General features: G+C 69.3%; 19 protein-coding genes. 7 read left to right on the top strand and 12 right to left on the bottom strand.

The window, feature by feature from the left end:
- A complete protein-coding gene (locus PH203_RS05260; protein WP_289916797.1) occupies positions 1 to 2,166 on the top strand; it encodes a RecQ family ATP-dependent DNA helicase in 2,166 nt (721 codons plus the stop codon).
- Between the two features lie 326 nt (positions 2,167 to 2,492).
- Positions 2,493 to 3,128 carry a hypothetical protein gene (locus tag PH203_RS05255; RefSeq protein ID WP_289916795.1) on the top strand — a complete coding sequence of 212 codons (636 nt, stop codon included), beginning with the start codon at positions 2,493 to 2,495 and terminating at the stop codon, positions 3,126 to 3,128.
- A 389-nt stretch (positions 3,129 to 3,517) separates the two neighbouring features.
- On the opposite strand, the gene PH203_RS05250 is transcribed toward PH203_RS05255, so the two are convergent.
- The 3 genes from PH203_RS05250 to PH203_RS05240 form a co-directional block, all read right to left on the bottom strand.
- A complete protein-coding gene (locus PH203_RS05250; protein WP_289916793.1) occupies positions 3,518 to 4,156 on the bottom strand; it encodes a hypothetical protein in 639 nt (212 codons plus the stop codon).
- 67 nt (positions 4,157 to 4,223) lie between these two features.
- The gene (locus tag PH203_RS05245; protein WP_289916791.1) at positions 4,224 to 4,925 is read right to left on the bottom strand and encodes a ribonuclease HII; all 702 of its coding nucleotides are present in this window, start codon (positions 4,923 to 4,925) and stop codon (positions 4,224 to 4,226) included.
- A gap of 81 nt (positions 4,926 to 5,006) precedes the next feature.
- Positions 5,007 to 5,630: a TetR/AcrR family transcriptional regulator gene (locus PH203_RS05240; protein ID WP_289916786.1), complete on the bottom strand. Its 624-nt coding sequence runs from the start codon at positions 5,628 to 5,630 to the stop codon at positions 5,007 to 5,009.
- 187 nt (positions 5,631 to 5,817) lie between these two features.
- Between PH203_RS05240 and PH203_RS05235 the strand changes: the two genes are divergently transcribed.
- The gene (locus PH203_RS05235; RefSeq protein WP_289916784.1) at positions 5,818 to 7,365 is read left to right on the top strand and encodes an MFS transporter; all 1,548 of its coding nucleotides are present in this window, start codon (positions 5,818 to 5,820) and stop codon (positions 7,363 to 7,365) included.
- A 319-nt stretch (positions 7,366 to 7,684) separates the two neighbouring features.
- On the opposite strand, the gene PH203_RS05230 is transcribed toward PH203_RS05235, so the two are convergent.
- The 3 genes from PH203_RS05230 to PH203_RS05220 form a co-directional block, all read right to left on the bottom strand.
- Positions 7,685 to 8,590 carry an ADP-ribosylglycohydrolase family protein gene (locus PH203_RS05230; RefSeq protein WP_289916781.1) on the bottom strand — a complete coding sequence of 302 codons (906 nt, stop codon included), beginning with the start codon at positions 8,588 to 8,590 and terminating at the stop codon, positions 7,685 to 7,687.
- A 12-nt stretch (positions 8,591 to 8,602) separates the two neighbouring features.
- A complete protein-coding gene (locus PH203_RS05225) occupies positions 8,603 to 9,262 on the bottom strand; it encodes a histidine phosphatase family protein (RefSeq protein WP_289916778.1) in 660 nt (219 codons plus the stop codon).
- Between the two features lie 158 nt (positions 9,263 to 9,420).
- Positions 9,421 to 10,026, bottom strand: coding sequence for a YdbC family protein (locus tag PH203_RS05220; RefSeq protein WP_289916777.1), 606 nt, complete (start codon positions 10,024 to 10,026; stop codon positions 9,421 to 9,423).
- A gap of 147 nt (positions 10,027 to 10,173) precedes the next feature.
- On the opposite strand from PH203_RS05220, the gene PH203_RS05215 reads away from it, so the two are divergent.
- Entirely contained in the window at positions 10,174 to 10,707 is a 534-nt protein-coding gene (locus PH203_RS05215; protein WP_289916775.1) for a TerD family protein, read from the top strand.
- 100 nt (positions 10,708 to 10,807) lie between these two features.
- Here the strand turns inward: PH203_RS05215 and PH203_RS05210 are convergent, their stop codons facing one another.
- Positions 10,808 to 13,708, bottom strand: a complete 2,901-nt coding sequence (locus tag PH203_RS05210) for a vitamin B12-dependent ribonucleotide reductase (RefSeq protein ID WP_289916773.1) — start codon at positions 13,706 to 13,708, stop codon at positions 10,808 to 10,810.
- Between the two features lie 164 nt (positions 13,709 to 13,872).
- On the bottom strand, positions 13,873 to 14,433 hold the full coding sequence (gene nrdR / locus PH203_RS05205) for a transcriptional regulator NrdR (RefSeq protein WP_289916772.1): 561 nt from the start codon (positions 14,431 to 14,433) through the stop codon (positions 13,873 to 13,875).
- Between the two features lie 563 nt (positions 14,434 to 14,996).
- Between nrdR and lexA the strand changes: the two genes are divergently transcribed.
- Complete coding sequence (gene lexA, locus PH203_RS05200) at positions 14,997 to 15,776, top strand: transcriptional repressor LexA (protein ID WP_059198553.1); 780 nt, start codon at positions 14,997 to 14,999, stop codon at positions 15,774 to 15,776.
- A gap of 178 nt (positions 15,777 to 15,954) precedes the next feature.
- Here the strand turns inward: lexA and PH203_RS05195 are convergent, their stop codons facing one another.
- From PH203_RS05195 to PH203_RS05180, 4 genes are all read right to left on the bottom strand, one after another.
- Positions 15,955 to 17,931: an ATP-dependent DNA helicase gene (locus tag PH203_RS05195; RefSeq protein WP_289916761.1), complete on the bottom strand. Its 1,977-nt coding sequence runs from the start codon at positions 17,929 to 17,931 to the stop codon at positions 15,955 to 15,957.
- Positions 17,932 to 18,404: 473 nt separating this feature from the next.
- Positions 18,405 to 19,250, bottom strand: coding sequence for a GNAT family N-acetyltransferase (locus tag PH203_RS05190; RefSeq protein ID WP_289916760.1), 846 nt, complete (start codon positions 19,248 to 19,250; stop codon positions 18,405 to 18,407).
- Between the two features lie 167 nt (positions 19,251 to 19,417).
- Positions 19,418 to 21,406, bottom strand: a complete 1,989-nt coding sequence (locus PH203_RS05185) for an IucA/IucC family protein (protein ID WP_289916759.1) — start codon at positions 21,404 to 21,406, stop codon at positions 19,418 to 19,420.
- A 388-nt stretch (positions 21,407 to 21,794) separates the two neighbouring features.
- A complete protein-coding gene (locus tag PH203_RS05180; RefSeq protein WP_289916758.1) occupies positions 21,795 to 23,483 on the bottom strand; it encodes an aminotransferase class III-fold pyridoxal phosphate-dependent enzyme in 1,689 nt (562 codons plus the stop codon).
- 707 nt (positions 23,484 to 24,190) lie between these two features.
- Here PH203_RS05180 and PH203_RS05175 point away from each other — a divergent pair.
- Together PH203_RS05175 and PH203_RS05170 are read left to right on the top strand one after the other, a co-directional pair.
- The gene (locus PH203_RS05175) at positions 24,191 to 25,411 is read left to right on the top strand and encodes a hypothetical protein (protein WP_289916756.1); all 1,221 of its coding nucleotides are present in this window, start codon (positions 24,191 to 24,193) and stop codon (positions 25,409 to 25,411) included.
- A 264-nt stretch (positions 25,412 to 25,675) separates the two neighbouring features.
- Complete coding sequence (locus tag PH203_RS05170) at positions 25,676 to 26,878, top strand: hypothetical protein (RefSeq protein ID WP_289916754.1); 1,203 nt, start codon at positions 25,676 to 25,678, stop codon at positions 26,876 to 26,878.
- Positions 26,879 to 26,917 lie beyond the last annotated feature (39 nt).

Here is a 26,917-nt window from a genome sequence, read left to right as displayed (position 1 = left end):
ATGGAGCACACGAGCAACGCGGATCTCCGGGCGGACGCCGACGCCGTCCTCGCCCGTCTCGTCGGGGACGCCACGGGCACTGCCCGGCTGCGCGAGGACCAGTGGCGGGCGATCGAGGCGCTGGTGGCCGACAGACGGCGGGCCCTTGTCGTCCAGCGCACCGGCTGGGGCAAGTCCGCGGTGTACTTCGTGGCGACCTCGCTACTACGTGCCCGAGGCAGCGGACCCACCGTGATCGTCTCTCCGCTGCTCGCGCTGATGCGTAACCAGGTGGACGCGGCGGCCCGGGCCGGCATCCACGCCCGGACCATCAACTCCTCCAACACGGAGGAGTGGGACACGGTGCAGGCCGAGATCGCGGCCGGCGAGGTCGACGTCCTGCTGGTCAGCCCCGAGCGGCTCAACAACCCGGACTTCCGCGACCAGGTGCTGCCCAAGCTGGCCGCCGCGACCGGGCTCCTCGTGGTGGACGAGGCCCACTGCATCTCCGACTGGGGCCATGACTTCCGCCCGGACTACCGACGGCTGCGCACCATGCTCGCCGACCTCCCGCCGCGGGTCCCGGTGCTCGCGACGACCGCCACCGCCAACGCGCGCGTGACCGCCGACGTGGCCGAGCAGCTGGGTACCGGCGGCACCTCGGACGCCCTGGTCCTGCGCGGCCCGTTGGACCGGGAGAGCCTGAGCCTGGCCGTGCTGCCGCTGCCGGACGCCGCACACCGGATGGCCTGGCTGGCCGACCACCTCGACCGATTGCCGGGCTCCGGCATCATCTACACGCTGACCGTCGCCGCTGCCGAGGAGGTGACGGCCTTCCTCCGCCAGCGGGGCCACACCGTCGCCTCGTACACGGGCAAGACGGAGAACGCCGACCGCCAGCAGGCCGAGGACGACCTGCTGGCCAACCGGGTCAAGGCGCTGGTCGCCACTTCGGCCCTGGGCATGGGGTTCGACAAGCCCGACCTCGGATTCGTGGTGCACCTGGGCTCGCCCTCCTCCCCGATCGCCTACTACCAGCAGGTGGGACGTGCCGGGCGCGGCGTCGAGCACGCAGAGGTGCTCCTTCTGCCGGGCAAGGAGGACGAGGCGATCTGGGAGTACTTCGCCTCGCTCGCCTTTCCCCCGGAGGAACTCGTACGCCGCACGCTCGACGTCCTCGCGCGCGCCGACCGGCCCGTGTCGCTGCCCGCGCTGGAACCGCTGGTGGAACTGCGCCGCTCCCGGCTGGAGACCATGCTCAAGGTGCTCGACGTGGACGGGGCGGTCCGGCGGGTGAAGGGCGGCTGGATCGCGACCGGTGAACCATGGACGTACGACGCCGGGCGGTACGACTGGGTGGCCCGGCAGCGCAAGGCCGAGCAGCAGGCGATGCGCGAGTACGCGTCGACGACGGGCTGCCGGATGGAGTTCCTGCAGCGCCAGTTGGACGACGAGGGCGCCAAGCCCTGCGGCCGCTGCGACAACTGTGCGGGCGCGCGTTTCGCCGCGGACACGTCTACGGCGGCCGTGGATGCCGCACGCGTCGACCTGGGCCGGGCGGGCGTCGAGGTGGAACCACGCCGTATGTGGCCGACCGGGCTGCCGGCGATCGGAGTCGAGCTGAAGGGCCGTATTCCGGCCGGTGAACAGGCCGCGCCGGGCCGGGCGTTGGGTCGCCTGTCCGACATCGGCTGGGGAAACCGGCTGCGGCCGATGTTCGCCCCCCACGCCCCGGACGGTCCGGTGCCGGACGACGTGGCCAAGGCTGTCGTCGGCGTACTGGCCGACTGGGCCAGGGGCCCTGGCGGCTGGGCCGCTGGGACGGCGGACGCCCAGGCGCGGCCCGTCGGTGTCGTCACCGTCCCCTCGCGCACCCGGCCCCGGCTGATCGAGTCCCTCGGTGCGCACATCGCTCAGGTCGGCCGGCTGCCACTGCTGGGCTCGGTGGAGTACACGGGCGAGGCGCCTCCGCTCTCCCGGAGCAACAGCGCCCAGCGCCTCAAGGCACTCGACGGAGCCCTCGTCGTGCCGCCCGCCCTCTCCTCCGCTCTGGCCGAGGCCGGGGGCCCCGTCCTGCTCGTGGACGACTTCACCGAGACGGGATGGACCCTCGCGGTGACAGCCCGGATGCTCCGACGAGCCGGTGCCCAGGGGGTGTTGCCGCTGGTGCTGGCCGTACAGGGTTAGTGACAGCGAGTCGTGGTGCCGGGGCACCGCCTCGGGCACCATTCCGCCGCCTCGGTACGCCCCGCACTTCGGTCGCGCGTCCCTCCCTGACATGCGTGGACGCCCCAGGCGTCACAAGGTGCTTCAACGGGTAAGGATATAAACCACACACCATCAGATATCGGTCGGTGGCCCCAATTGCTCGTTGCCGCAACCAAGTTCGACAGGAAGAATTGAGCTCCGCTCCCCGCACGGCTTCTCCGTGGTCCGGTAGGGCTCTGCTGCGGTGCGCGCTCCCCCGAATCCGACCCCGCCCGCAGTGTGGGCGCGTAGCCGAAGGGAGGACCGTGACCTTCGGATTCGCTCCGTCCTCCGCGGCATCCACGTCGACTTCTGCCGACCTGTCCGCCGCATCCACCAACCCGCTGACCCGCATGCTGGAACCCGCCGAGTGGGCCGCAGCCGGAATCCCCCTGCTGCGCAACCCCCGTGAGGTCGTCAGCGGACTGCACTCCCGGCACCGCCCGAAGCCGGGGGCCGCGATTGTGGCCGTGCTCGATCCGGACGAACGGGTGCGCGCGAGCGCGTCGTTCAGCCGCCGCCCGGCCCCGGCCGACGGCTGGATGTTCCGCAATGCGTTGCTCTCCCAGCTGCGCCGGGTCATCCCGCACGACCTGCGCCGCCGTACCCCGGTGCGCACCGCCGTGCTGCTCTACTGCCGTGACGGCGACGCGCGCTGGACGGAGGAGGACGGCGCGTGGATGTGGGGCCTGCGGGACGCCTGCACGCTGCACGGGCTGCGCTGCGGCGCGTACATCACGCTGACACGTGACGGCTGGCAGGTGCTCGGCGAGGGCCGGGGCGGGCGTCGCCCCAACACCGACTCGTCGCCGGAGCCCTTCGGCCTGTCGGAGGCACCGCCCCCGCTGCCGCGGACCGGCGGTGCCGCCTCGGAGGTCCTGCGGCGCGCGGCGGCCCGCTGACGAATCCTTCGGGGCAGAGCCCGGCTGAAATCCATCCGATTCAAATGCCGGGCCAGCACTCCGCACCCGAACCGGCGCAGCGGTCCGGCCCAGAGGGCGCGCGGATCTCTCCGACCCACGGCACGACCGCTTCGTGCGGCACAGGGGTACGGGGTGAGACGGGCGCGGACGAGAGGGCTCAAGGCCCGCTCATCGCGCGGCCCTCACCGTCCGGACCGGCGGCGCGCCCGCGGCGGACCTCCCCACCGTGGTGGAGCGCGCCGAGGTGAGGGCAGGCGCGTACGGGTCGACCCCCGGTCGTCCGCACACGGCAAACCCCCCACCGTGCAGGTGCCGCCACAGCGGCACCTTCGTCACCCCCGCGTCCCCCCGGACGTGCCGGAACGGGCTCAGACGCCCGTGCCCAGCACCGAGTTGATCTGCTGCGGGTCACCGCAGACGATCAGCAGGGCACCGGCCCGGCCGTGGGCCAGGGGCAGCGCGGTGGCGGCAGCGGAAGCCGGGCCGCCGTTGACCGCGACGACGACCACGGGTCGTGCGGCGGCACGGCTCACGGCGGCGGCGTCGGTGTAGAAGACGTCGTCACCGGCGTCGTGCTGAGCCCAGTAGGAGGCTTCGCCGAAGGACAGTTCGTGGGCGGCCCACGGGTGCTGTTCTCCGGTGGTGATCACCAGCACCTCGCCGGGGGCACGTCCCGACTCCAGCAGCAGGTCCACGGCTTCCTCGGCGGCGTCGAGCGCGCCTTCGGCGGAGGCCGGGATCAGCTGGATCTGCGGGGATGCCGGAGCCGGAGCGGCGGCGGTGTGGGCGGCCGGACCCGACGGTCCTGGCTTGGGGGCCACGTCATGCGGCGCGCGCTGCACCGGAGGCGTGGGCCGGACGGGGCCGGGACGACCGGGACGCGGATGCGCCGCAGGCCGGGGGCCGGGTACGGGACGGGGGGTCGGCGCGGTACGGCCACTGGCCGAAGTGGCGCGGGGACCCTGGGCACTCTCGTGAATCTGAGGCTCCTCGGGAATGAGAGGCATGGCTGACTTTTATCAAACGTTGGTGCGGCTCGCGTCGGCGGGTGGCACATGAGTGCGAGCGGAACGGTCAGAAATCGAATCCGAGCTGGCCCTCGATCTCCGGTACGCGTCCGTCCGCCCAGGCGCGGACCTTCTTGAGGTGCCGCCACTGGGGCAGCGCATCAAGATACGCCCACGACATCCGGTGGTACGGGGTGGGTCCCCGCCCCTCCAGCGCGGCCTTGTGCACGGGCGACGGATACCCGGCATTGTCCGCAAAACCGAAGTCTGCATGGTCGATACCCAGTTCGGCCATCATTTTGTCGCGGTGAACCTTGGCGATCACCGAAGCCGCCGCGACCGCGATGCACGACTGGTCACCCTTGATCACCGTACGGACCTTCCAGGGAACCCCGAGATAGTCGTGTTTACCGTCGAGGATCACTGCGTCGGGACGCACCGGCAGGGTCTCCAGGGCGCGGACCGCCGCCAGCCGCAGGGCAGCCGTCATGCCCAGCTCGTCGATCTCCTCCGGAGAGGCATGCCCCAGGGCGTACGACGTCACCCACTTCCGGAGTTCCTCGTCCAGCACCACACGCCGTTTGACGGTGAGCAGCTTGGAGTCGGTGAGGCCTTCGGGGGGTCGACGCAGTCCGGTGACGGCCGCGCAGACGGTGACGGGGCCGGCCCAGGCGCCGCGCCCCACCTCGTCGACACCGGCAATGATCTTCGCCCCGGTCGTGGCGCGCAGTGAGCGCTCGACGGTGTGGGTGGGTGGTTCGTACGGCATGGCGCCCTTAGCCTACGCCGCCTGGATCACCCGGCGACACCCTGGTTCACCGAGCCGCATCCCGACCGGCATGCCCCGGGTTCAGCAGGTGCCCGTCCGCAGCAGCGGAACCATCAACTGGTCGATCATCTCCTCGAGATCCCGATCCCCCCATTCGCTCCCGCGCATCTTGGACCGGTACATCATCATCGCCGGGATGGCGTCGAAGACATAGCCGTTCGCTGCGTCGGCGCGCACCTCCTTCCGCTCGATCCCACGGGTGATGACCTCACGGAGCAACCTGATCATCGGCTCGACGACACCGTCGAAGATCACGCTATGGAAGCGCTCCGCCTGCAGGGGATCGCATTCGTGAATCACTGCCCGGAGCGCGAACCCGGGGCGCGAGAACATCGCCTCGCGCGCCTGCCGGCACAGCTCCAGGAGATCCTCGCGCACGCTGCCCAGATCGGGTGCCGTCTCGATGGTCGGCAGTCCGGACTGCAAGGCGTCCGCGACGAGATCCTCCTTGGACGGCCAACGGCGATAGACCGCGGCCTTGCCGGTCTGGGCACCAGCGGCGACACCCTCCATCGTGAGGCCGTTCCAGCCGACCGTGCTCAGTTGTTCCAGCGCGGCGTCGAGGATCGCGCGTTCGAGCACGGCGCCGCGCCGACGGTAGGAGGCCGCCTGAGCGGGGGCGGCCGTCCAGCGCGAGGTAACCATCTGAGTCTCTCCAACGAGCAAGGGAAGCGGGGATTCCGGGGACAGAGGGACAGTGCGCGGCGACGAAGGGGGGATACGCCACACACAACGAACTTAAGTGAACGCTTGCGTTCACTATGCGGGACTCACTACGGTTGACGCGACAGTGAACGCGAGCGTTCACTAACGCACTTATGGGGGACCCATAGTGACAACCTCTCAATTGATCAAGGATCAGAAGCCAGGTGCGGCCCGCCGGGAGGGACACCCCGGCATCGCGCTCACCGTCATCGCGGCCTGCCAACTCATGGTGGTACTCGACGCGACGATTGTGAACATCGCGCTCCCGCACATTCAAGACGCTCTCAAATTCAGCACCACCGACCTCACCTGGGTCGTCAGCGCGTACACCCTGACTTTCGGCGGGCTGCTGCTCCTGGGCGGCCGGGCCGGGGACATCCTTGGCCGGCGGCGGGTCTTCACCGCCGGCATCCTGCTCTTCACCTTCGCCTCGCTGCTCGGCGGACTCGCTCAGGAGCCCTGGCAGTTGCTGGCCGCGCGCGTTCTGCAGGGCGTGGGAGGCGCGATCGCGTCGCCCACCTCGCTCGCCCTCATCACCACCACGTTCCCCGAAGGCCCGGAACGGAACCGGGCCTTCGGAGTCTTCGCCGCGGTCTCCGCGGGCGGTGGCGCGATCGGGCTGCTCGCGGGCGGCATGCTCACCGAGTGGCTCGACTGGCGCTGGGTGCTGTTCGTCAATGTGCCGATCGGTATTTTGATCGCCGTCCTGACCCCGTTGTACATCAGCGAGTCCGAACGACACACCGGCCGCTTCGACATCGCCGGCGCGCTGACCTCGACGGCGGGCATGGCATCCCTCGTCTACGGCTTCATCCGCGCGGCCGACGAGGGCTGGCGGGACAGTCTGGCCATCGGGTCCTTCGGAGCCGCGGTCGTCCTCCTGCTGGCCTTCGCGTTCATCGAGACCCGGGCGAAGGAGCCGATCACTCCGCTGCGGATGTTCGCCGACCGCAACCGCTCGGGCACGTACGTGATCATGCTGAGCCTGGCCGCGGCGATGTTCGGCATGTTCTTCTACATCGTGCTCTTCGTGCAGAACGTGCTCGGGTACACGCCGATCGAGGCAGGCCTCGCCTTCCTTCCGGTGACGGTCGTCATCGCCCTCGGCGCAGGCCTGTCCCAACGGTTCCTGCCCGTGTTCGGCCCCAAGCCGTTCATGATCATCGGCTCGGCCCTCTCGGTGATCGGGCTGTTCTGGCAGACCCTCATCAGTTCCGACAGCTCGTACGCCGGCGGCGTGCTCGGTCCGATGCTGGTCTTCGGCTTCGGCATGGGCCTGAACTTCGTCACGCTGACGATCACCGCCGTCTCCGGAGTCGCCCAGCACGAGGCGGGTGCGGCATCCGGGCTGCTCAACGCCACGCAGCAGGTGGGTGGGTCGCTCGGTCTGTCCATTCTGACGACGGTGTTCGGCTCGGCCAGCAAGGACGAGGCGGAGAAGCAGCTGCCGCAGTTCATGGCCGACGCCACGCCGGAGCAGAAGGCGGAGTTCGCCAAGACCCATGAGCTGCCCGCGCCGTGGGGGCACGAGGTGCTCACTCAGGGCATCTCGACGGGCTTCGTCGCCGCGGCCTCGATGGCCGTACTCGCCCTGGCAACCGCCTGGTTCGTCATCCGGGTCCGCAAGAGCGACCTGGAGGCGCTCGCGGGCACGGCGGGCCCCGGCATCGGCTGAGGCACACGGCCCTGTGCTGGGCCGCGGATGGCCGGACCTTGTCCTGGGGGCCGACGGCGAGGACGACGGCCCGGCCATCCGCACTCCGGCCGCTACGGCCGCAGTGGCCGCCGCGGCCAGCAGGACCACCAGCATCGACATGAACCGCATGACCACCCCCTGCCACTCCCTGCGCCCCGCGTACGCCATCTGCCTGCGTCGCCATCTGCGTATGTGCCCTCATGAGTCACACGGCGAATGTCACGACAACGAGCACACGGTCACGCAGAGTTCCCGACATGCACAGAGAGTTTCCGGCGGGCGGTGCAGAGGGGAGTTCTCAGGCGGAGAACGTAAGCCACTCCGGAAAGGCCTCGGTCCGTTCCACCCACTCGGCGGGCGGCGTCCCGGCCTTCCCGGAGGAGATCACTCCGCCCACGATGGCGCAGGTGGTGTCCACGTCGCCGCCTACCTGGGCCGTCGACCAGAACGCCTCTTCGTAGTCCCCTAGGGACCGGGCGGCGGACCAGAGGGCGAAGGGGACCGTGTCGTGGGCCGTAGTACGCCGTCCACAGCCCAGTACGGCGGCGACGGTGCTCGCGTCGGCGTAGTCGAGCATGTCCCGGGCACGGCGCAGGCCGGCTCCGACCGCACTCTTCGGGACGAGGGCGATGACGCCGTCGAGGAGCGCCTCGGGACTGGGCGGACCGCCGGGGGCGGCGGCCAGCGAGGCGGCAGCGGCAACCGCCATGGCACCCACCACGGCCTCGCGGTGCTGGTGCGTCGGGTAGGCCGAGATCTCTGCCTGGTGGATCGCCTGCTCCGGGTCGTCCGCGTACCAGGCCCCCAGAGGCGCGATCCGCATCGCGGCGCCGTTGCCCCAGGACCCCTGCCCGTTGAAGAGCGCGGCGGCGAGCTCACGCCAGTCGCCGCCCTCGCGGACCAGGCGCAGCAAGCGGTTGACGGCAGGGCCGTATCCGCGGTCGAAGTCGTGGTGGTGGGCGAAGGAGTGGGCCAGTGCGTCCTGGTCGATCCGGTGGTGGGCGGCCAGGACGGCCACCACGGAACAGGCCATCTCGGTGTCGTCCGTCCACTGCCAGGGTTCGGACGGCAGCTCGCGGCGCTTCAGCAGCGGGTAGTTCACCGGTACGAAGAACTGTGAGCCCAGCGCGTCCCCCACCGCGAGTCCGCGCAGGCTGGACAGGGCGCGGTCGAGGCGCCCGTCGGGTGAGGAGTCAGCGGTCATCGCTCTGCCACTCTATCCGGTGATCCCGTACGGCTCCGGGTCACGCCATTGCTCGAAAGGCCTGTCCAGGGCGTACTTTCCGTCGTCCCCGAGAACGAGCATCCGCATCTCCGCGTTCCCGGGGTTCGACAGCGACTCGAATTCCGCGACGGACCAGTGGAACCAGCGCATGCAGAACAGGCGCATGGCGAGGCCGTGGGTCACCAGCAGGACGTTCGGCGGGTGGTCGGGCGCCTCGAAGCTGCGGAACAGGCTCTCCAGGAAGCCGCCGACCCGGTCGTACACATCGGCTCCGGACTCGCCCTGGGCGAACCGGTAGAAGAAGTGGCCGTACGCGTCGCGGTAGGCCTTCTGCAGGCGTACATCGTCGCGGTCCTGCCAGTTCCCCCAGTCCTGCTCGCGCAGCCGGGGCTCCTCGCGCACGCGTACCAGCTCAGGGTCGAGGTGGAAGGCGCGGAAGGTCTCGTGGGTGCGGCGGTAGGGGGAGACGTACACGCTGATCCGCTCGCGGCCGAAGATCTCGCGCAGCCGTTTGCCGGTCTCCTTCGCCTGCTGCCAGCCACGCTCCGTCAGCGCCAGTGCGTGGTCGGGCTCGCGTTCATACACGGTGTCATCAACATTGCCCGTTGACTCGCCGTGCCGGACAAGGACGATGCGCCGTGGTCGTGCCATGCCAAAACCCTAGATCGGGTGACGGCCCATCGAGCACCCGTACGGCCTCCATACGGCGTAGGTCACACATTTCCTGCACCATGGGCCTCGCCAGACACACGAATCACGGGTCGGAAGCAGCTGATGAGGGGCGTCCCCACGGCCAGCGAGTCCGGATTTCAAACGGTCCAGCTCGGTTCCAGCTCCACGATGTCGCCCGTCAGTGAGGCCACGTCCGCTTCTGTCTGGGCCCGCAGGGCGAGCCGCTCGATGCGCTCCGTGCGGTACTTGCCGTGTTCGGCGGCGGACTGCCACATCGACAGCACCAGGAACTCGTGGCCCGGGGCCTCGCCGAACAGGCCGCGGATCATGCCGGGTGAGCCCGCCATCGCGGGGTTCCAGACCTTCTCCTGCATCAGCGTGAAGTGCTCGGCACGCTCCTCGTGGACACGGCAGTGGGCGACCCGCACCAGGTCGGTGTCCGTGAAGCGCGGTTCGAAGCCGGTCTTCACGTCGAAGCGGTAGTCGAACAGCTTGACCTGCGCGTCCTTGAACGTGCCGGACTGGGAGGAGGCCAGCCGGTCGTGGGAGCGGGCCATGAAGGAGTCGTAGAAGGAACGGCTCTCCCAGAAAGAGAAGATGTGCGCCACTCCGGGCCGTCCCCGGCTCCAGCCTCCGCCCTGTCCCCGAAACCCCGGCTCCCCCAGAAGCCCCGCCCATTTCCGCTGCCCCCGCTCGAACCCGCGGCGGTCCACCACGGTGCAGCGAATCCACTTGACCAGCACCGCGCCATCGTAAGGCCACCCAGCGTGGCGCCGGTCACGCTCCGACGGAGATCTCTCCCGCGAGCGCCACGCGCGCGTGGCAGGATGGACAACCGGCTCTGACTGCTTGGCAGTTCGGACCGTGGAACACGGGGAAGGGGAATCCTGGTGAACGCCCTCAACAAGGGGATCCGCAAGGTCGAGGTCTCGCTGAAGTGGGACCCGAGCCCGGTGGGCAGCGCGCCCACCGATCTGGACATCGTGGCCGCGACCTATCTGCAGGCGGATCCGTATGGTGATCCCGCCTATGTGGTGCACTTCGACAGCCGCTCCCCCGACGGCACCATCACGCTCAATCGGGACAGCAAGGACGGCAAGGGCTTCGGCTGGGACGAGGTCATGACGCTGGAGCTCGACCGGCTCGACAGCCGCTACGCGCGCGTGGTCGTCGGCGCCGTCATCCAGCAGCGTTCCGAGGAGCGGACGTTCGTCGGTGTGGTCAACCCCGGGCTGCGGATCCGCGAGGGATACACCGTCCTGGCCGAGGAGAACTTCGGCGAGATCCTCGGTGCCACGGCGGCGACGGTCGCGGAGTTCGTGCGGGACGGCTCCGGGACGTGGGAGTTCCATCCGGGCACGCACGGCTTCGAGGGCGACCCGTCGACGTTCACGGCGGCCATGGGCAAGGTCCACAAGCCCTGACCGCTCACGGCCCTCGCCGACGTTCCTCCTGACAGCACAGTGGGGAGCCGGCATGCCGCCGGCTCCCCACTGTCAGTTCACGCCTCGACGGCGCTCACGTTCAGCTGCAACCGCTCGTCGAGCCGCAGCCCTCGCAGATGTAGCAGGAACCGGCCCGCTGCATCTTCGTACCGCAGGAGAAGCAGAGCGGGGCGTCGGCCTGGATGCCCAGCTGCATCTCCACCAGCTCGGCGCTGGTGTGGGCCTGCTTCGGGGCGGGCTTGGCCGCCTCGACCTCGGCCTTCGGGGTGGCGACGGCCTTCAGCTCCTGGGCGCGCGGCGCCGACTGGGCCAGGCCCTCGACGTCGACCTCGTCATCGTCGATGGACTGCTCGTACGAACCGGTCTCCAGGTGGCGCTGACGCTCCTCGGCGGAGTGGATGCCGAGCGCGGAGCGCGTCTCGAAGGGCAGGAAGTCGAGCGCCAGGCGGCGGAAGATGTAGTCGACGATCGACTGCGCCATCCGCACGTCCGGGTCGTCCGTCATACCGGCCGGCTCGAAGCGCATGTTGGTGAACTTGGAGACGTACGTCTCCAGCGGCACGCCGTACTGAAGGCCCACGGAGACCGCGATGGAGAAGGCGTCCATCATGCCCGCGAGGGTCGAGCCCTGCTTCGACATCTTCAGGAAGACCTCGCCGAGACCGTCGTCCGGGTAGGAGTTGGCGGTCATGTAGCCCTCGGCGCCGCCGACCGTGAAGGAGGTCGTGATGCCGGGACGGCCCTTGGGGAGGCGCTTGCGGACCGGGCGGTACTCGACGACCTTCTCGACCGTCTCGCGGATGGTCGCCTCGGCCTTGGCGGTGACCTCGGCCTTCTCCTTCTCCTTGGTCTTGGCGGAGAGGGGCTGGCCGACCTTGCAGTTGTCGCGGTAGATGGCGAGCGCCTTGACGCCCATCTTCCAGGCCTCGAAGTAGATCTCCTCGACCTCCTCGACGGTCGCCGACTCCGGCATGTTGACCGTCTTGGAGAGCGCGCCGGAGATCCAGGGCTGGATGGCGGCCATCATGCGGACGTGGCCCATCGCGGAGATGGAACGCTCGCCCATGGCGCAGTCGAAGACCTCGTAGTGCTCGTGCTTGAGGCCGGGGGCGTCGACGACATTGCCGTGCTCGGCGATGTGGGCGACGATCGCCTCGATCTGCTCCTCCTGGTAGCCCAGGCGGCGCAGGGCCTGCGGGACGGTGCCGTTGACGATCTGCATCGAGCCGCCGCCGACCAGCTTCTTGAACTTGACCAGGGCGAGGTCGGGCTCAAGGCCGGTGGTGTCGCAGGACATCGCGAGACCGATGGTGCCGGTCGGGGCGATGACGGACGCCTGGGAGTTACGGAAACCGTTCTTCTCACCGAGACGCAGCACGTCCTGCCAGGCCTCCGTGGCGGCGGCCCAGATCGGCGTGTCCAGGTCGTCCATGCGGACGGCCTTGGTGTTCTCGTCGGCGTGCTGCTTCATGACCCGCAGGTGCGGCTGCGCGTTGCGGGCGTAGCCGTCGTACGGGCCGACTACCGCGGCGAGTTCAGCGGAACGCTTGTACGACGTGCCGGTCATCAGGGAGGTGATGGAACCGGCGAGGGCGCGGCCGCCGTCCGAGTCGTAGGCGTGGCCGGTCGCCATCAGCAGGGCGCCGAGGTTGGCGTAGCCGATGCCGAGCTGGCGGAACGCGCGCGTGTTCTCACCGATCTTCTGCGTCGGGAAGTCCGCGAAGCAGATGGAGATGTCCATCGCGGTGATGACGAGCTCGACGACCTTCGCGAAGCGCTCGACGTCGAAGGACTGGTGGCCCTTGCCGTCGTCCTTGAGGAACTTCATCAGGTTCAGCGAGGCGAGGTTGCAGGACGTGTTGTCCAGGTGCATGTACTCGCTGCAGGGGTTCGAGCCGTTGATACGGCCGGACTCCGGGCAGGTGTGCCAGTGGTTGATGGTGTCGTCGTACTGGATGCCCGGGTCGGCACACGCCCAGGCCGCCTCGGCCATCTTGCGGAAGAGCGTCTTGGCGTCGACCTCTTCGATGACCTCGCCGGTCATGCGGGACGTCAGGCCGAACTTGCCGCCCGTCTCGACGGCCTTCATGAACGTGTCGTTCACACGGACCGAGTTGTTGGCGTTCTGGTACTGGACGGACGTGATGTCGTCGCCGCCCAGGTCCATGTCGAAGCCCGCGTCACGCAGGGCGCGGATCTTCTCCTCTTCCTTCACCTTGGTCTCGATGAAGTCCTCGATGTCGGGGTGGTCGACGTCGAGGATGACCATCTTCGCGGCACGCCGCGTGGCGCCACCGGACTTGATCGTTCCTGCGGAGGCGTCGGCACCGCGCATGAAGGAGACCGGCCCCGAGGCGTTGCCGCCGGAGGACAGCAGCTCCTTGGAGGAGCGGATCCGGGAGAGGTTCAGGCCGGCGCCGGAGCCGCCCTTGAAGATCATGCCCTCTTCCTTGTACCAGTCGAGGATCGACTCCATGGAGTCGTCGACGGCCAGGATGAAGCACGCGGACACCTGCTGCGGCTGGGGCGTACCGACGTTGAACCACACAGGGCTGTTGAAGCTGAAGATCTGGTGCAGGAGCGCGTACGCCAGCTCGTGCTCGAAGATCTCGGCGTCGGCGGGCGAGGCGAAGTACTTGTAGTCCTCGCCGGCCTTCCGGTACGTCTTCACGATGCGGTCGATCAGCTGCTTGAGGCCGGTCTCGCGCTGCGGGGTGCCGACGGCACCGCGGAAGTACTTGCTGGTGACGATGTTGACCGCGTTCACCGACCAGAAGTCGGGGAACTCGACGCCGCGCTGCTCGAAGTTCACAGAGCCGTCGCGCCAGTTGGTCATGACGACGTCACGACGCTCCCACTGGACCTCGTCGTACGGGTGCACGCCGGGGGTGGTGTGGATGCGCTCGATACGCAGTCCCTTGGTCGCCTTGGTGCCCTTGGCGCGGGAACTCCGTGCCGGACCGCTCGCCGTCTCTGTCATGCCGCCTCCCTGTACGGGCTAAAACGCCCTGAAGTGCCCCGATGTTCCCGTGGCACGGTGTTCTGTCTGGTGTTGCGGGCACCCACTCGCTATCGCCCGCAACAGGTCTTCGATCGCCGCCGTCCGGCCGGTCCCGGGGTCTCCGCCCGGCTCCGGCCCGCCGATCAGTCGGCGGCGCGTGCGGGCTCGGGGACCGGTACGGCCTCTCCCGACCCGCGATCGTCTTCCTGGCTCCCCGCAACAGCACTTTCGCGGTCATCGTCGTCCGCGGCGGGGCGTTCCGCCGGTTGCCTGAGCTCCGCGATGGCGGCCTCGAAGTCCTCGAGCGAGTCGAACGCCCGGTAGACGGAGGCGAATCGCAGATAGGCGACCAGGTCGAGCTCCTGCAACGGGCCGAGTATGGCCAGCCCCACGTCATGGGTGGTCAGCTCGGCGCTTCCGGTGGCCCGCACCGCCTCCTCGACCCGTTGGCCGAGCTGGGCGAGCGCGTCCTCGGTGACAGGCCGTCCCTGGCATGCCTTGCGCACGCCGTTGATGACCTTGGTACGACTGAAAGGCTCGGTGACTCCGGACCGCTTGACCACCATCAGCGAACACGTCTCCACGGTCGTGAAACGACGGGAGCAGTCCGGACACTGACGGCGCCTGCGGATCGACGTGCCGTCGTCCGTCGTACGACTGTCGACGACGCGGCTGTCGGGGTGCCTGCAGAAGGGGCAGTGCATGAACTCCCAACCCTCCTCACAGCAGCATCAATAGCCTCGCCGGGCCTCATGAGCCCCTCGAAGCAGCCCCAAGCATAGGCGATCGCAGAGGGCGTGAAGACCCGGGGGACCACAACTTCTGGGCTGCTGTAGCAATCCAAGCACTAGATGTAGGGATCGTCACCCTAAACACGCCGTACGCGCGTGTCGCGCCTGTATTGGCATGTGCCGCACGACCACGCCGCCACGCCCGGAGCGGTCGTGCACGGGCGTACCGCTGCCACGCATGCGGAGATACCGTGGGCGCCACACGGAGGGCGCGTGGGGCTCCCGCGCAGATGAGGGCCTGGCCCCTGTCAGCCGGGGGTCGGATGGCAGACTGGGGCGACAACCCGCGAGGTCGCCATCCGGCGGTGAAGAGTACAGCAATAGGCTCTTTTGTCCGTCGGACGCCACGTCAGCCATACACCCAGACACATGATCGCGTCAGGCAGTCCGCGATTTTTCACTCGAACGTGTGTTTGGCGCAACCTTTCGAAAGCAACTACCGTTGTCCAGCAGGGAGACCATCGAGAGGGGCCGACGTGACCACCACCGCAGACAGTGCCACCATCACTGCCCAGGACCGCTCCCAGGGCCGACTCGAGCCGGTGCATGCGATGAACGAAGCCGTGAATCCCGAGGGACACAAGCGCTCCCTACCGGGCCGACCTCCAGGCATCCGAGCCGACAGCTCGGGACTCACCGACAGGCAGCGCCGGGTGATCGAGGTCATCAGGGACTCCGTGCAGCGGCGCGGCTACCCGCCGTCCATGCGGGAGATCGGACAGGCGGTCGGCCTCTCCAGCACCTCCTCCGTCGCACACCAGCTCATGGCACTGGAGCGCAAGGGCTTCCTGCGCCGCGATCCGCACCGCCCGCGCGCGTACGAGGTGCGCGGCTCCGACCAGGCGGCCTCCGTGCAGCCCACGGACACCGCCGGCAAGCCCGCCGCGTCGTACGTCCCGCTCGTCGGCCGCATCGCCGCCGGTGGCCCGATCCTCGCGGAGGAGTCCGTCGAGGACGTCTTCCCTCTGCCTCGCCAGCTCGTCGGTGACGGTGAGCTGTTCGTCCTGAAGGTCGTCGGCGACTCGATGATCGAGGCCGCGATCTGCGACGGCGACTGGGTCACGGTCCGCCGCCAGCCGGTCGCCGAGAACGGCGACATCGTCGCCGCCATGCTCGACGGCGAGGCCACCGTCAAGCGCTTCAAGCGCGAGGACGGCCATGTCTGGCTGCTCCCGCACAACGCCGCGTACGAGCCGATCCCCGGAGACGACGCGACCATCCTCGGCAAGGTGGTGGCGGTGCTACGCCGCGTGTGACGGCTGCGGCGGGCGGACCACATCGGGGTCCGCCCACTGACCGGGCCCCGGGACCCCTGCGCCGGTTCCGGGGCCCTGTGCTGTCCGGGGTCGTGTGCGGCACAGGACCCCGACAGCGGGTTGTTCTGGATCGGGAGGGTTGGTCTGGCGCGGCGGCGCGCCAGACCAACCCTCCCGATCACTCGGCCTCCGCCTGCTTCGCCACCGCATCGATCGCGGCCAGCGACTTCCGGACCTGGTTACGGTCCGTCGTGTACCAGAAGTCGGGCAGTGACGCCTTGAGGTAGCTGCCGTACCGCGCCGTGGCGAGCCGCTGATCCAGTACCGCGACCACACCGCGGTCGCCGGATGCCCGGACGAGGCGGCCGGCGCCCTGTGCCATCAGCAGCGCGGCGTGTGTGGCGGCGACCGCCATGAAGCCGTTGCCGCCGGCGTCCTCCACCGCCTTCTGCCGGGCACTCATGAGCGGGTCGTCGGGGCGCGGGAAGGGGATCTTGTCCATGACGACCAACTGGCAGCTGGGACCGGGGACGTCGACGCCCTGCCACAGCGACAGGGTGCCGAAGAGGCAGGTCTTCGGGTCGGCGGCGAAGTTCTTGATCAGTTCGCCGAGGGTCTCCTCGCCCTGGAGGAGGATCGGGAACTCGGGGATACGCGAACGCAATTCCTCGGCGGCGAGCTGGGCTCCCCGCATTGAGGAGAAGAGGCCCAGAGTGCGGCCGCCTGCCGCCTGGATCAGTTCCGTCAGCTCGTCGAGCATGTCCGCGCGGTCGCCGTCGCGCGCGGGGCGCGAGAGATGCTTGGCGACGTACAGGATGCCCTGCTTCGGATAGTCGAAGGGCGAGCCGACGTCGACGCCCTTCCACTGCGGGAGGTCGTCTCCCTCGATGCCCTCGGGGGCCAGTCCGAGGGAGGCTCCGACGCCGTTGAAGTCACCGCCGAGCTTCAGGGTCGCCGAGGTCAGAACGACGGAACGGTCCGCGAAGAGCTTCTCCCTGAGCAGGCCCGACACGTTCATGGGAGCGACACGCAGGGAGGCACCGAAGCGGTCGTGGCGCTCGTACCAGACGACGTCGTACTCCGAGCCGTTCGTGATCCGCTCCGCCACGTCGTGCACGGTCTCCACGGAGGCCAGGGCCTGCTTGCGGACGGCGTCCTCGTCCTGGACGGACTTGTCGCGGGTTGCGCCGATCGCGGAGATGACGGTGCGAGCGGCGTCGCGCAGTGCCATGAGGGCATAGCCGAGATCTTCGGGGATCTCCTCCAGACGGCCCGGCAGGGCGAGTTCCATGAGCCGCTCGAAGCCCTCGGCGGCAGTCTGGAGCTGGTCGGCGGCCTTCTCGTTGACGAGCTTCGCCGCGCGCCGCACCGCACGGTTGACCTGCCCCGGGGTGAGCTCGCCGGTGGCGACCCCGGTGACCCGGGAGACCAGCTCATGCGCCTCGTCGACGATCAGCACCTCGTGCTGCGGAAGGACCGGGGCGCCCTCGATGGCGTCGATGGCGAGCAACGCGTGGTTGGTGACGACGACCTCGGCGAGCTTGGCGCGCTCACGGGCCATCTCGGCGAAGCACTCGGCGCCGTACGCACATTTCGTCGCTCCCAGGCACTCGCGCGACGAGACGGACACCTGCGCCCAGGCCCGGTCGGAGACGCCGGGGGTGAGGTCGTCGCGGTCGCCGGTCTCGGTCTCGTCCGACCAGTCACGCAGGCGCATCAGGTCCTGGCCCAGCTTGCTGGTGGGCGCGGCCGCCTCGAACTGGTCGAAGAGCCCCTCCTCCTCGTCCTGCGGAACGCCTTCATGGAGCCGGTGCAGACACAGATAGTTCGATCTGCCCTTGAGCATCGCGAATTCCGGGCGGCGGCGGAGCAGGGGGTGCAGGGCATCGACCGTGCGCGGCAGGTCCCGCTCCACCAGCTGGCGCTGCAGGGCCAAGGTGGCGGTGGCTACGACGACTCTCTCCCCGTGCGCCAGCGCAGGCACGAGATAGCCGAGCGACTTTCCGGTGCCGGTGCCGGCCTGGACCAGCAGATGAGAGCCGTCGTCGACTGCCTCCGCGACGGCTTCGGCCATGGTCACCTGACCGGGGCGCTCCGTGCCGCCGACGGCAGTGACGGCAGCATGCAGGAGTTCGGGGAGTGAGGGCTTTGTCATAGCGCGACAACCCTACGGCCCACCACTGACAACCGAGAGGTCCAGGGGGAGGAGAGGGACAGGATCGGGACCGTGGGCGGTCGGAGTGGAGATCGGATGGGTTCGCTTGAGGCCGAGGCTGTGCTGTTATCGGTCGATCGCGGGTCGCTTGCAGACGGATTTCGTCCGATTGCGCGAGACGGCAACCGACCACGGCTCGGATCGGTCAATTACGGCCGGGATCAGTCAGGTGTATGCGATGGCCCCTTGCTCGGGCGCCGCGGGGCCTGCCGCCCGTGACCGCGTACGCCGTCACGCCGCCGCTGTATTGGTCGACGCCTGTACGGCTCGGCGACCCACACCGTGCTCGCGGCACCTCGGTCCTGCGCGAGCGACGACGCGGTGTGTCGCGCAGGACAGAAAAAGGTGGGGCGCGAGTGGGAACCGGGACGGCGCGAGCGGTGTACCAAAAGTGACTGGGCCGAGACGTGGCGTTACAGCACGTCACGCAGGGACCGGTCTCTGATCATGAGGGCGGCCCGCTTGCCGGGCAGGTCGACCTCGGCGGAGAACCGGAAACCGGCGCTGAGGAAAGCGGAGACGGAGGGGGTGTTGCGGATGTCGGGTTCCGCGATGACACGAGCGCAGGCGGGCCGCTGGTCCAGAGCGAGGTCGGCGACGGCCCTGAGCAGGGTACTGCCCAGACCTCGCCCGCGGTCCACGACTGAACCGATGAGGAGGTGGATACCGGTGTCATGAGGCCGGGCTGGATAGTGGCGGGCCACCGGGTCTAGGTCGGCCCGATAGATCTCCCAGTAGCTCATCGGCGTGCCGTCCAGCACACCGAGACAAGGGATGCTGCGGCCGTCTCCCGAGAGTTGGGCCTGAACGTGGTCTCCGGTCAGCTTCCGGGGACCGGACAGCTCCCAGAACTTCGCGACGGTGGGGTCGTTCATCCAGCTGCTGACGAGCGGAAGATCTCGCTCGGCGTGTACGGGAACCAGGTGGAACATGCCCACAGGCGTGGTCACCGGCCCCCAGTCGGCGACACGGTCGAGGAGGTCGTCGTCGGGCCGGGTGGCTGTGGCAGCGCGTCCCTCAGCTGAGCCGTCGCCTTGTTCCCCACTGCTGTCGGAGGCTTCGTTCGCGATGAGTGCGAGGAACTCGTCGGGCAGGCGCAATTCGAGGGTGTCCTCGCTGTCCGTGCCCAGGCACGGGCCACGGTCTGCGTCGGGGCTGAGGCCAGGGCCGGGGTTGCGGCTGGGGCCGGGGTTGGTACAGATGCCGGCATCGGTGGTGGGAGTGGTTCCGGCGTCGGTGCTCGCGTCGGTGTGAGGCACGGCGACGCTCCTCTCAGGAGACGGATAGGGGCATGTTCCTCAGGAATGAAGGGAGTTGACGGTGATCACGAGTGAAGGAGGGGCAGCGATGCCAGGCGCAGGGACATGGCGGTGGCGGCATGTGCTGGGACACGCCGGTGATCGCAGGTGTGGCGGCTTGGCGGTGATCACAGATGCAGGGGGTTGGCGATGGTGACGTAGACGGACTGGGTGTCGACCGGGCCGGCGAGTTCATCGAGACCGTGCAGTCGGGTCAGGAGGTTGGCTTTGCAGCGCAGGACCGGTGAGTCGAGCAGACGGGCGGGGAGTGAAGTGCGCAGCCGGGCGGGCCCCGAAGCGATGCCGCCGAGGAAGCGGCGGAAGGCCGCAAGCAGCAACCGTTCGTCGGCCAGGCCCTGCGAGCCGAACGCCCCGATGAGACCGAGAACGTTGTTGATCCCGAGGTAGTACGCGAAGCGCTCGTCGGTGACCTCGTCCGAGACGAACGTGTCGCTGTGCTTCCCGATACCGGGCAGCCGGGCATCGAGTTCCGCACGCCGGGACTCACGGAAGTAGTAGCCCTGGTTGTCCCGATAGCGGCCGCCCACGGGCCAGCCCTCACCGTCCAGGAGAAGCAGCGTGTTCTGCTGATGCGCCTCCAGTGCGATGCCCGCCTCCGCGTCGAACCACAACACCGGCCGGACGACCTGCTCCAGGTAGCGCAGGAACCACTCCGCGGCGACAGCCCCCAGCGGCCGCCCGGTTCGGCCGGCGAGCCGCGTGACGACATCGGCGAGACGGGACCCCATGACCGCCGACCGGTCGGCTTTGCCGCCGCCTGCGGCAGGTCCCTTGGCGGTGCAGGCGTCGATGCAGGTGTCGGTGCCAGTGTCTGTGCGTGTATCGGTGCAGGTATCGGTGCTCTCCCGCACACAGGGCCGGGGTGAGACGAGCCCCGCGATGCAGGAGACGTCGTCGGTGGGGCGGAACGGATTGTGCCGGATCATCACGTCCAGTCCCGGCACGGGGCTGCCGTCCGGCCCATCTACGGCGAGCCAGGCCGGGTCGCGGACGATGTCGAAACCGGGATGAGCGGCCTGCCACTGTTCGGCGAGCCCGCTGCGCAGAAGGCGGTGGACCTCGACGCCCCGATGGAGTTCCTTACGGAGATTTTCACGGCGGGAGTTGGTGATGCGCAGGCCCAGGGACAGCTTGAGCATGGCAGGGGCGCCGGAGCGGTGAACGGTACGTACAGAGGAGGTGGGATGCCATGGAGAGCCATGTGCTCCGAGGTCCCGGAGCAATCCCGCGTCGAACAGGGCCGCCGCCGCGGGGTGATGCCGAACCTCTCGAGCCTGCCAGGGGTGCAGCGGCAGCAGCGCATGACCGTCGGGGAAGGGCAGGCCAAGTCCGGACTCGGCGAGGCGCGCCGTGAGCTGTGCGGCGGGGATCGGGCGTCCTCGCTCGGTCCAGGCCGAGTCGGTGGCGAGTACGGAAGGAGCGACAGCGATCCAGTGGAGAGGGAAGGAACCGCGCAACTCGGGTGAGTACAACCGCGCTTCGACCTCGGAGAGCCCCTCACGGCCTTTCGGTGTCGGGTGCAGGGGATGGCCGAGGACCAGAGCCTGTTCGGCGGCGAGGAAGAGGTCTGGCTCGTCGGAAGGATGCTTCCTGCGCTCGCTGATGAAGGTGGCGATTCGGCGGACGGAGTCGGCTACGCGCGCGACGAGGTCGGTGCCGTCGGCCGGTGTGGCGGGGCTCTCCTCCAAGCTCTCCCTGGTGAACAGTGCCGCGAGCGTGACGGCGTCGACGGGCGGCGACTGTTCGGGGGCACCGGCGAGGCGAGGCGGGCCGAAGCGATGGCAGCCCGTCGGGGACCAGTAGTGGACGGGGGCGAGCAGAGCGGTACCGCTGGCGGGCAGGGGGATGTGGAGGGTGTCGTCGGCGGGAGTGGGGACGTCGGCTTCGCGTACCCAGCAGCGCAGCAGGTTCTCCACGGCGGCTGACTGGGCCGCGGTGTGCGGGTCGGGATGGTCCAGGAGGTCGGTGAAGGTGCCGCGCAGCCAGGCGGTGTTCGGCCGGGTCCTGGGCGCGGGGGTACTGCCCTGCCTGGGAACCCGTTCCTGATCTGGGCTTGCCGCACTTCCTTCCCGACTTGGGGCCGTTACCTCCCCCAAGCCTCGCCCCTCCGCCGAGTGCCGTCCTCCCTCGGCACCCCGCCCCTGCTCCGGAACCCATTCCTGCGGACGGGGTGCCGCGGTGGCCGTCCGTCCGGTCCGGGGCCGCCCGGGAGCCTCCGTGGTGGGGATGCCTCGCATGGGGGTGTGGACCGGGCTGTCGGGTGCGGGCGTGGTGTTCAAGGCTGTGTTCCTCGTGAGGGAGTGCTGAATCGATGCGGGGGCGAGATGTTGTGCGGCGGTGTGGGAGTGGGTCGCGTCTGTGGCCCCTCAGGTGATGAGTGGTTCGAGTGGAGGTGTTATGTCGTTGAGGAGCAGAGGGTCGGGGTTGGCCCAAGTCCCGGTGTTCGAGGGGTTGTTCGGCCGTGGCTGGTCTCGCTTTCGCGGGCTAGCCGGCGCATGCCGCGTGATCGTCGTGGCGATGGCGTGTATGAGCGGGCTTTTCCGCGTGGCCCCGCTTTTCCGCGTGGCCCCGCTGGTCCGCATGGCACGGCCGATGTATCTGGCCGCAAGCCACGGCCTCCACCGCGTCGAAAAGGCGGTCGAGCACCGCGTCCACCTGCTCGTCGGTGATCGTCAGGGACGGAAGGAGGCGGACTACGCTCGCGTGGCGGCCACAGAGTTCGACGATGAGGCCACGGCGCAGGCACTCGCGCTGGACAGCAGCGGCGAGTTCGGGAGCGGCAGGAAGAGGTCCGCCAGCCATGCCCTCCGCACCCCCGCACCGGGCACCACCAACGTGCTGATCCCGGCACGGGGGCCTGCCAACCTCGACGCCCCCGCCCCGGTGACCACCCCCGGCCCCGGCCCGGCCAACCTCGACACCCCTGCCCCAAGCACGACCACCCTCGGCACTCCCACACCAAGCACCGTCGACATCGACACCCCCGCACCAAGCACCGTCGACCCCGGCACCCCCGCTCCCATCCCCTCCCCCACCCCTACTTCCCCCCAACGCATCCACCAGCTCCACGCCCAACATCAACCCCCGCCCCCGCACATCCCCCACGCACGAGAACTGCCGTCGCAGTTCGCCGAGTTGGGCAAGCATCCGAGCCCCAAGCAGGGACGCGCGCTCGGCGAGAGCGTTCTCGCGGACGTGGGCGAGGGTTGCGGTGCCTGCGGCCATGGCGAGTTGGTTGCCGCGGAAGGTGTCGGTGTCGGTGTGGGTGCCGGGTTCCCCGGCGTCCAGGTCGTCGCGGTGGACCAGGACAGACAACGGCAGGCTGCCGCCGATGGCCTTGGAGAGGACCATCACGTCGGGAGTGATGCCGCTGTGCTGCACCGCCCAGAAGGTGCCGGTGCGGCCGACGCCCGTCTCGACCTCGTCGGCGATGAGGGGGATGGAGCGGGCCGCCGTGATGTGCCGCATGCGTCGCAGCCAGGCGTCCGGCGCAGGAAGCACACCGCCGTCGGACTGGACGGGTTCGACGATCATCCCGGCGGGGTCGGGGATGCCGGACCGGGGGGCGTCGAGCAGCGATTCACTCCAGCGGGCGGCGAGTTCGGCGCCGTGCGCTCCGCCGGTGCCGAACGGGCAGCGGTGATCCTGTGGATAGGGCAGGCGGGTGACACGTACGTCAGCGACGCCCCCCGGGGTGTCGAGTGCCGCGTTGGTCATGCCGTGGGACGCGCCGGTGAAGGCGAGGATCCCGGTGCTTCCGGTCGACGCCCGCACCAGGTCGCAGGCGGCCTGCACCGCGTCCGTCCCGGCCGGTCCGCAGAACCGAACGCGCGCATGGTCGGCGAGACCGGGCGGCAGGGTGTGGAAGAGCTCGGTGACGAAGGCGTCCTCGACGGGTGTCGCGAGGTCGAGGGCGTGCAAGGGCGCGCCCGAGTCGAGGACCTTGCGGATCGCCTCCAGTACCACCGGGTGGTTGTGTCCCAGGGCCAGGGTGCCCCCGCCGGAGAGGCAGTCCAGGTAGCGGCGGCCGTCCGCGCCCTCGATGGTCAGTCCGCGAGCCCGCACGGGCACGATCGGCAGGGCACGCGGGTAGGTGCGCGCCGCCGGCTCGCGTGCGGACTGGCGCCGCAGGATCGCATCGGACGCGTACCCGCCGTGCGAAGACTCGGCCACGACTCCCTGTCCTCCCGCTGTCGTCCCGTGCCACGGGCGGGCGATGTCACACCACGAGCACAGGGGACCGCATTCGGACAGCAGGCCCCCCACCGCTACCAACCCCGGAGGGTTCACCCGGTTACGGGTTGCCTCAAGATCCTTGCGACGAAGGAACAGTCGGCGGCGGGGCCCTCACCCGGAACGGCTGGTGGGCGGCACGACGGATACCCGGCGAGCGGAACCGTTCCTCACCGAGCGCCCGCCGAGGCCGAGGGACACGATGTGGGCGGGCGACGAAGCCCACGTCCGCTCCAAGCGCCTGGGGCCTGGGGCCTGCCACCGGCCAACGGCACCGACGTCGGCGCCAAGTTCACGGCCCGCCACAGACACACCGCTGGCACCCGGCTACCGACGCACCGCCGATACCCGGACACCGATGCACCGCCGACAGCCGGTGCATCACCAGGCACGGCATACACGTCAAGCGGCGACAGGGGCGTCAAACCAGCCCGCCCCTGGGCGAATTACCAGGCCAGCAAGCCCGTAGCGAAACCGTTGCCGTTCCGTCGGCGCTCCCCCACAGCGAGCGCATAGTGTTTGTTGCCGTTCCAGGAAGCCGTGCGCGCACAGGAGATCGGCACCGGACAGGCCAGAGCCGCCGGGGTGTCGATGTGGGGGTCACGGCCACAGCGCCGAGTTCGTTCCACCTCAGGGGGAGTCAGATCATGCGATCCATACGGCCGTTGTCCACCGTCAACCGGGGAAGGGGGGCGCGCCGCAGAACCTCCCCCGTGCTGGCCGCCGTCGCCCTCGCCTCGGCGCTCGCGCTCACCGCCACCGCCTGTGAGTCGGGCGCCCCCGAGGCCGGCGGTGCGGCGGCCTCGTCCGCCACGTCGGGCGACGGGAAGATCACGATCCCGGACGACATCAAGGACCGGCTCAAGGAGCACGGGATCGATGTCGACAAGTGGAAGGACGGCGCCTGGAAGGACTGGAGCAAGGACGACTGGCTGCACGAGGCCGAGGATTACATCAACCCGATCATCGAGGGGCTGTGGGACCCGGACCGGATGCGGGAGGCCGAGGATCCGGAGAAGGAGGTCGACGACAGCGACCTCGACGGTGACCAGGGAGTGACCGACCCGGAGCCGGCGCCGGTGGACGCGAAGGCTGTGGCGCCTACGTACCACGACAGCGTTCCCGAGGCGGGCAAGGTGTTCTTCGACTCCCCCGAAGGACAGATGGTCTGCTCGGCGACGGTCGTGCAGGACCCAGCCAACCCCGGCAAGTCCAACATGGTGTGGACGGCCGGCCACTGTGTCCACGCGGGTAAGAGCGGCGGCTGGTACCGCAACATCGCGTTCGTGCCGTCGTACAACGACAAGGGCCTGGCGACCGCCGAGTTGAAGGACGCGACACGGGAGGAGGTCGCTCCGTACGGTGTCTGGTGGGGTGACTGGGCGCAGACCTCGGACCAATGGATCGAGCAGGGCGGTACGACGGGCGGCGACGGCGCCTCGTACGACTTCGCGGTGATTCATGTGACGCCGGAGGAGGGCGGCACCGGCAAGTCCCTGGAGGAGACGGTCGGTTCGGCGCTGCCGGTGGACTTCAAGGCCCCCGCGGCGACGAAGATCCAGAGCATGACGGCGACCGGGTACCCGGCGGCGGCACCGTTCGACGGCGAGACGATGTACCAGTGCGAGGACAAGCCGGGGCGGCTGTCGCTCAACGCGAGCGATCCGACGATGTACCGCATCGGCTGCACCATGACCGGCGGTTCGTCCGGTGGCGGCTGGGTCGCCACCGGTTCGGACGGCAAGCCTGCGCTGGTGTCCAACACCTCGATCGGCCCGGTGACCGCGGGCTGGCTGGCCGGACCGCGGCTGGGTGAGGTGGCCAAGGGCGTGTACGACTCGGTCAGCGAGAAGTTCGCCGGTCAGTGATGAACGGCGGCGACGGGACGGGCGGTTCGGCGAGCCCACGAGCTCACCGGCTCACGAGCCCGTGAACCCCCGGGCTCACGGGCTCACGGGCTCACGGAAACCTTCACCGTCCCGTCGCCGTTCGCCCTCAACTCGACGGGCATAGTGGGGTGTCGCGGGACGGGGGTTCGCACAGACCCCCGGTCATGACACGCACATGACACCCGCGCACCTTGATACACAGATCGCTGATACACAGATCGCTCCAACGGGGGTTACCGCACCATGCGTTCCACACGTACGTCTGCGACGACGAGTCGCCGGCGTCGAACCGCTCTCGCCGCCACCGGTCTCGTCGCCGCTCTGGCGCTGACCGCGACCGCCTGCGAAGGCTCGGACACTGCGAGCGACAAGCCGGACGCCGCCACGTCCCAGGCTGCCGACAGCGGCAAGGACAAGATCGAGATCCCTGCCGACCTCGCCGGCAAGCTCAAGGAGCACGGCATCGACGTCGACAAGTGGAAGGACGGCGGCTGGCAGAACTGGGACAAGGACAAGTGGCTCAGAGAGGCCAAGGACTTCGTCAACCCGGTCATCGAGGGCCTCTGGAAGCCGGAGCGGATGAAGTCCGCCAAGGAGGCCAACAAGACGTACTCGACGAAGGACGCGGCGGCCGACGCGGGCGTCACCGACCCGGACCCGCTCCCCGTCGAGGCGGCGGCCGAGAAGACGCCGTACCACCAGAACGCGGCGCCGGTCGGCAAGATCTTCTTCGACACCCCGGACGGCGCGGCCGTCTGCTCGGGCACGGTGGTCAAGGACGCGAACCACCCGGGCAAGTCCAACCTGGTGTGGACGGCCGGCCACTGCGTGCACGCGGGCAACGGCGGCGGCTGGTACCGCAACATCATGTTCGTCCCGGCCTACAACGACTACGGCAAGTCCGAGGCCCAGCTGACCAACGCCAACCCCACCGAGATCGCCCCCTACGGCCAGTGGTGGGCGGACTGGGCCTCGACCTCCAACGAGTGGATCGCGGGCGGCTCGGAGACCGGCGGCGCGGGTGCGGCATACGACTTCTCGGTGCTGCATGTGAAGCCGGAGTCCGGCTCGAAGTCGCTGGAGGAGACGGTCGGCGCCGCGCTGGACGTGGACTTCTCCGCGCCCTCCGCGACCGAGGTCGCCAAGATGGGCGCCTGGGGCTACCCGCAGGCGGCGCCGTACAACGGTCTGAAGATGTTCAAGTGCATCGACCAGCCGGGCCGGCTCTCGCTCAGCTCGACGCTGCCGACGATGTACCGGATCGGCTGCACGATGACCGGCGGTTCGTCCGGCGGCGGCTGGTTCCGGGTGGTGGACGGTGAGACCAAGCTGGTCTCGAACACCTCGATCGGCCCGGCCGACAACACCTGGCTGGCGGGCCCGCAGCTGGGCCAGGAGGCCGAGGCGATCTACCAGAGCATGAGCAAGACGTACGGCGGTCAGTAGCCGCACATGCCGAAGGCCCGCTCCCTGGGACAGGGAGCG

The organism is Streptomyces sp. S.PB5 (assembly GCF_030403745.1).
In the GTDB taxonomy this organism is placed as follows: domain Bacteria; phylum Actinomycetota; class Actinomycetes; order Streptomycetales; family Streptomycetaceae; genus Streptomyces.
The sequence above is the reverse complement of the archived record's forward strand: the minus strand, read 5'-3'. Positions and strand labels throughout refer to the sequence as shown.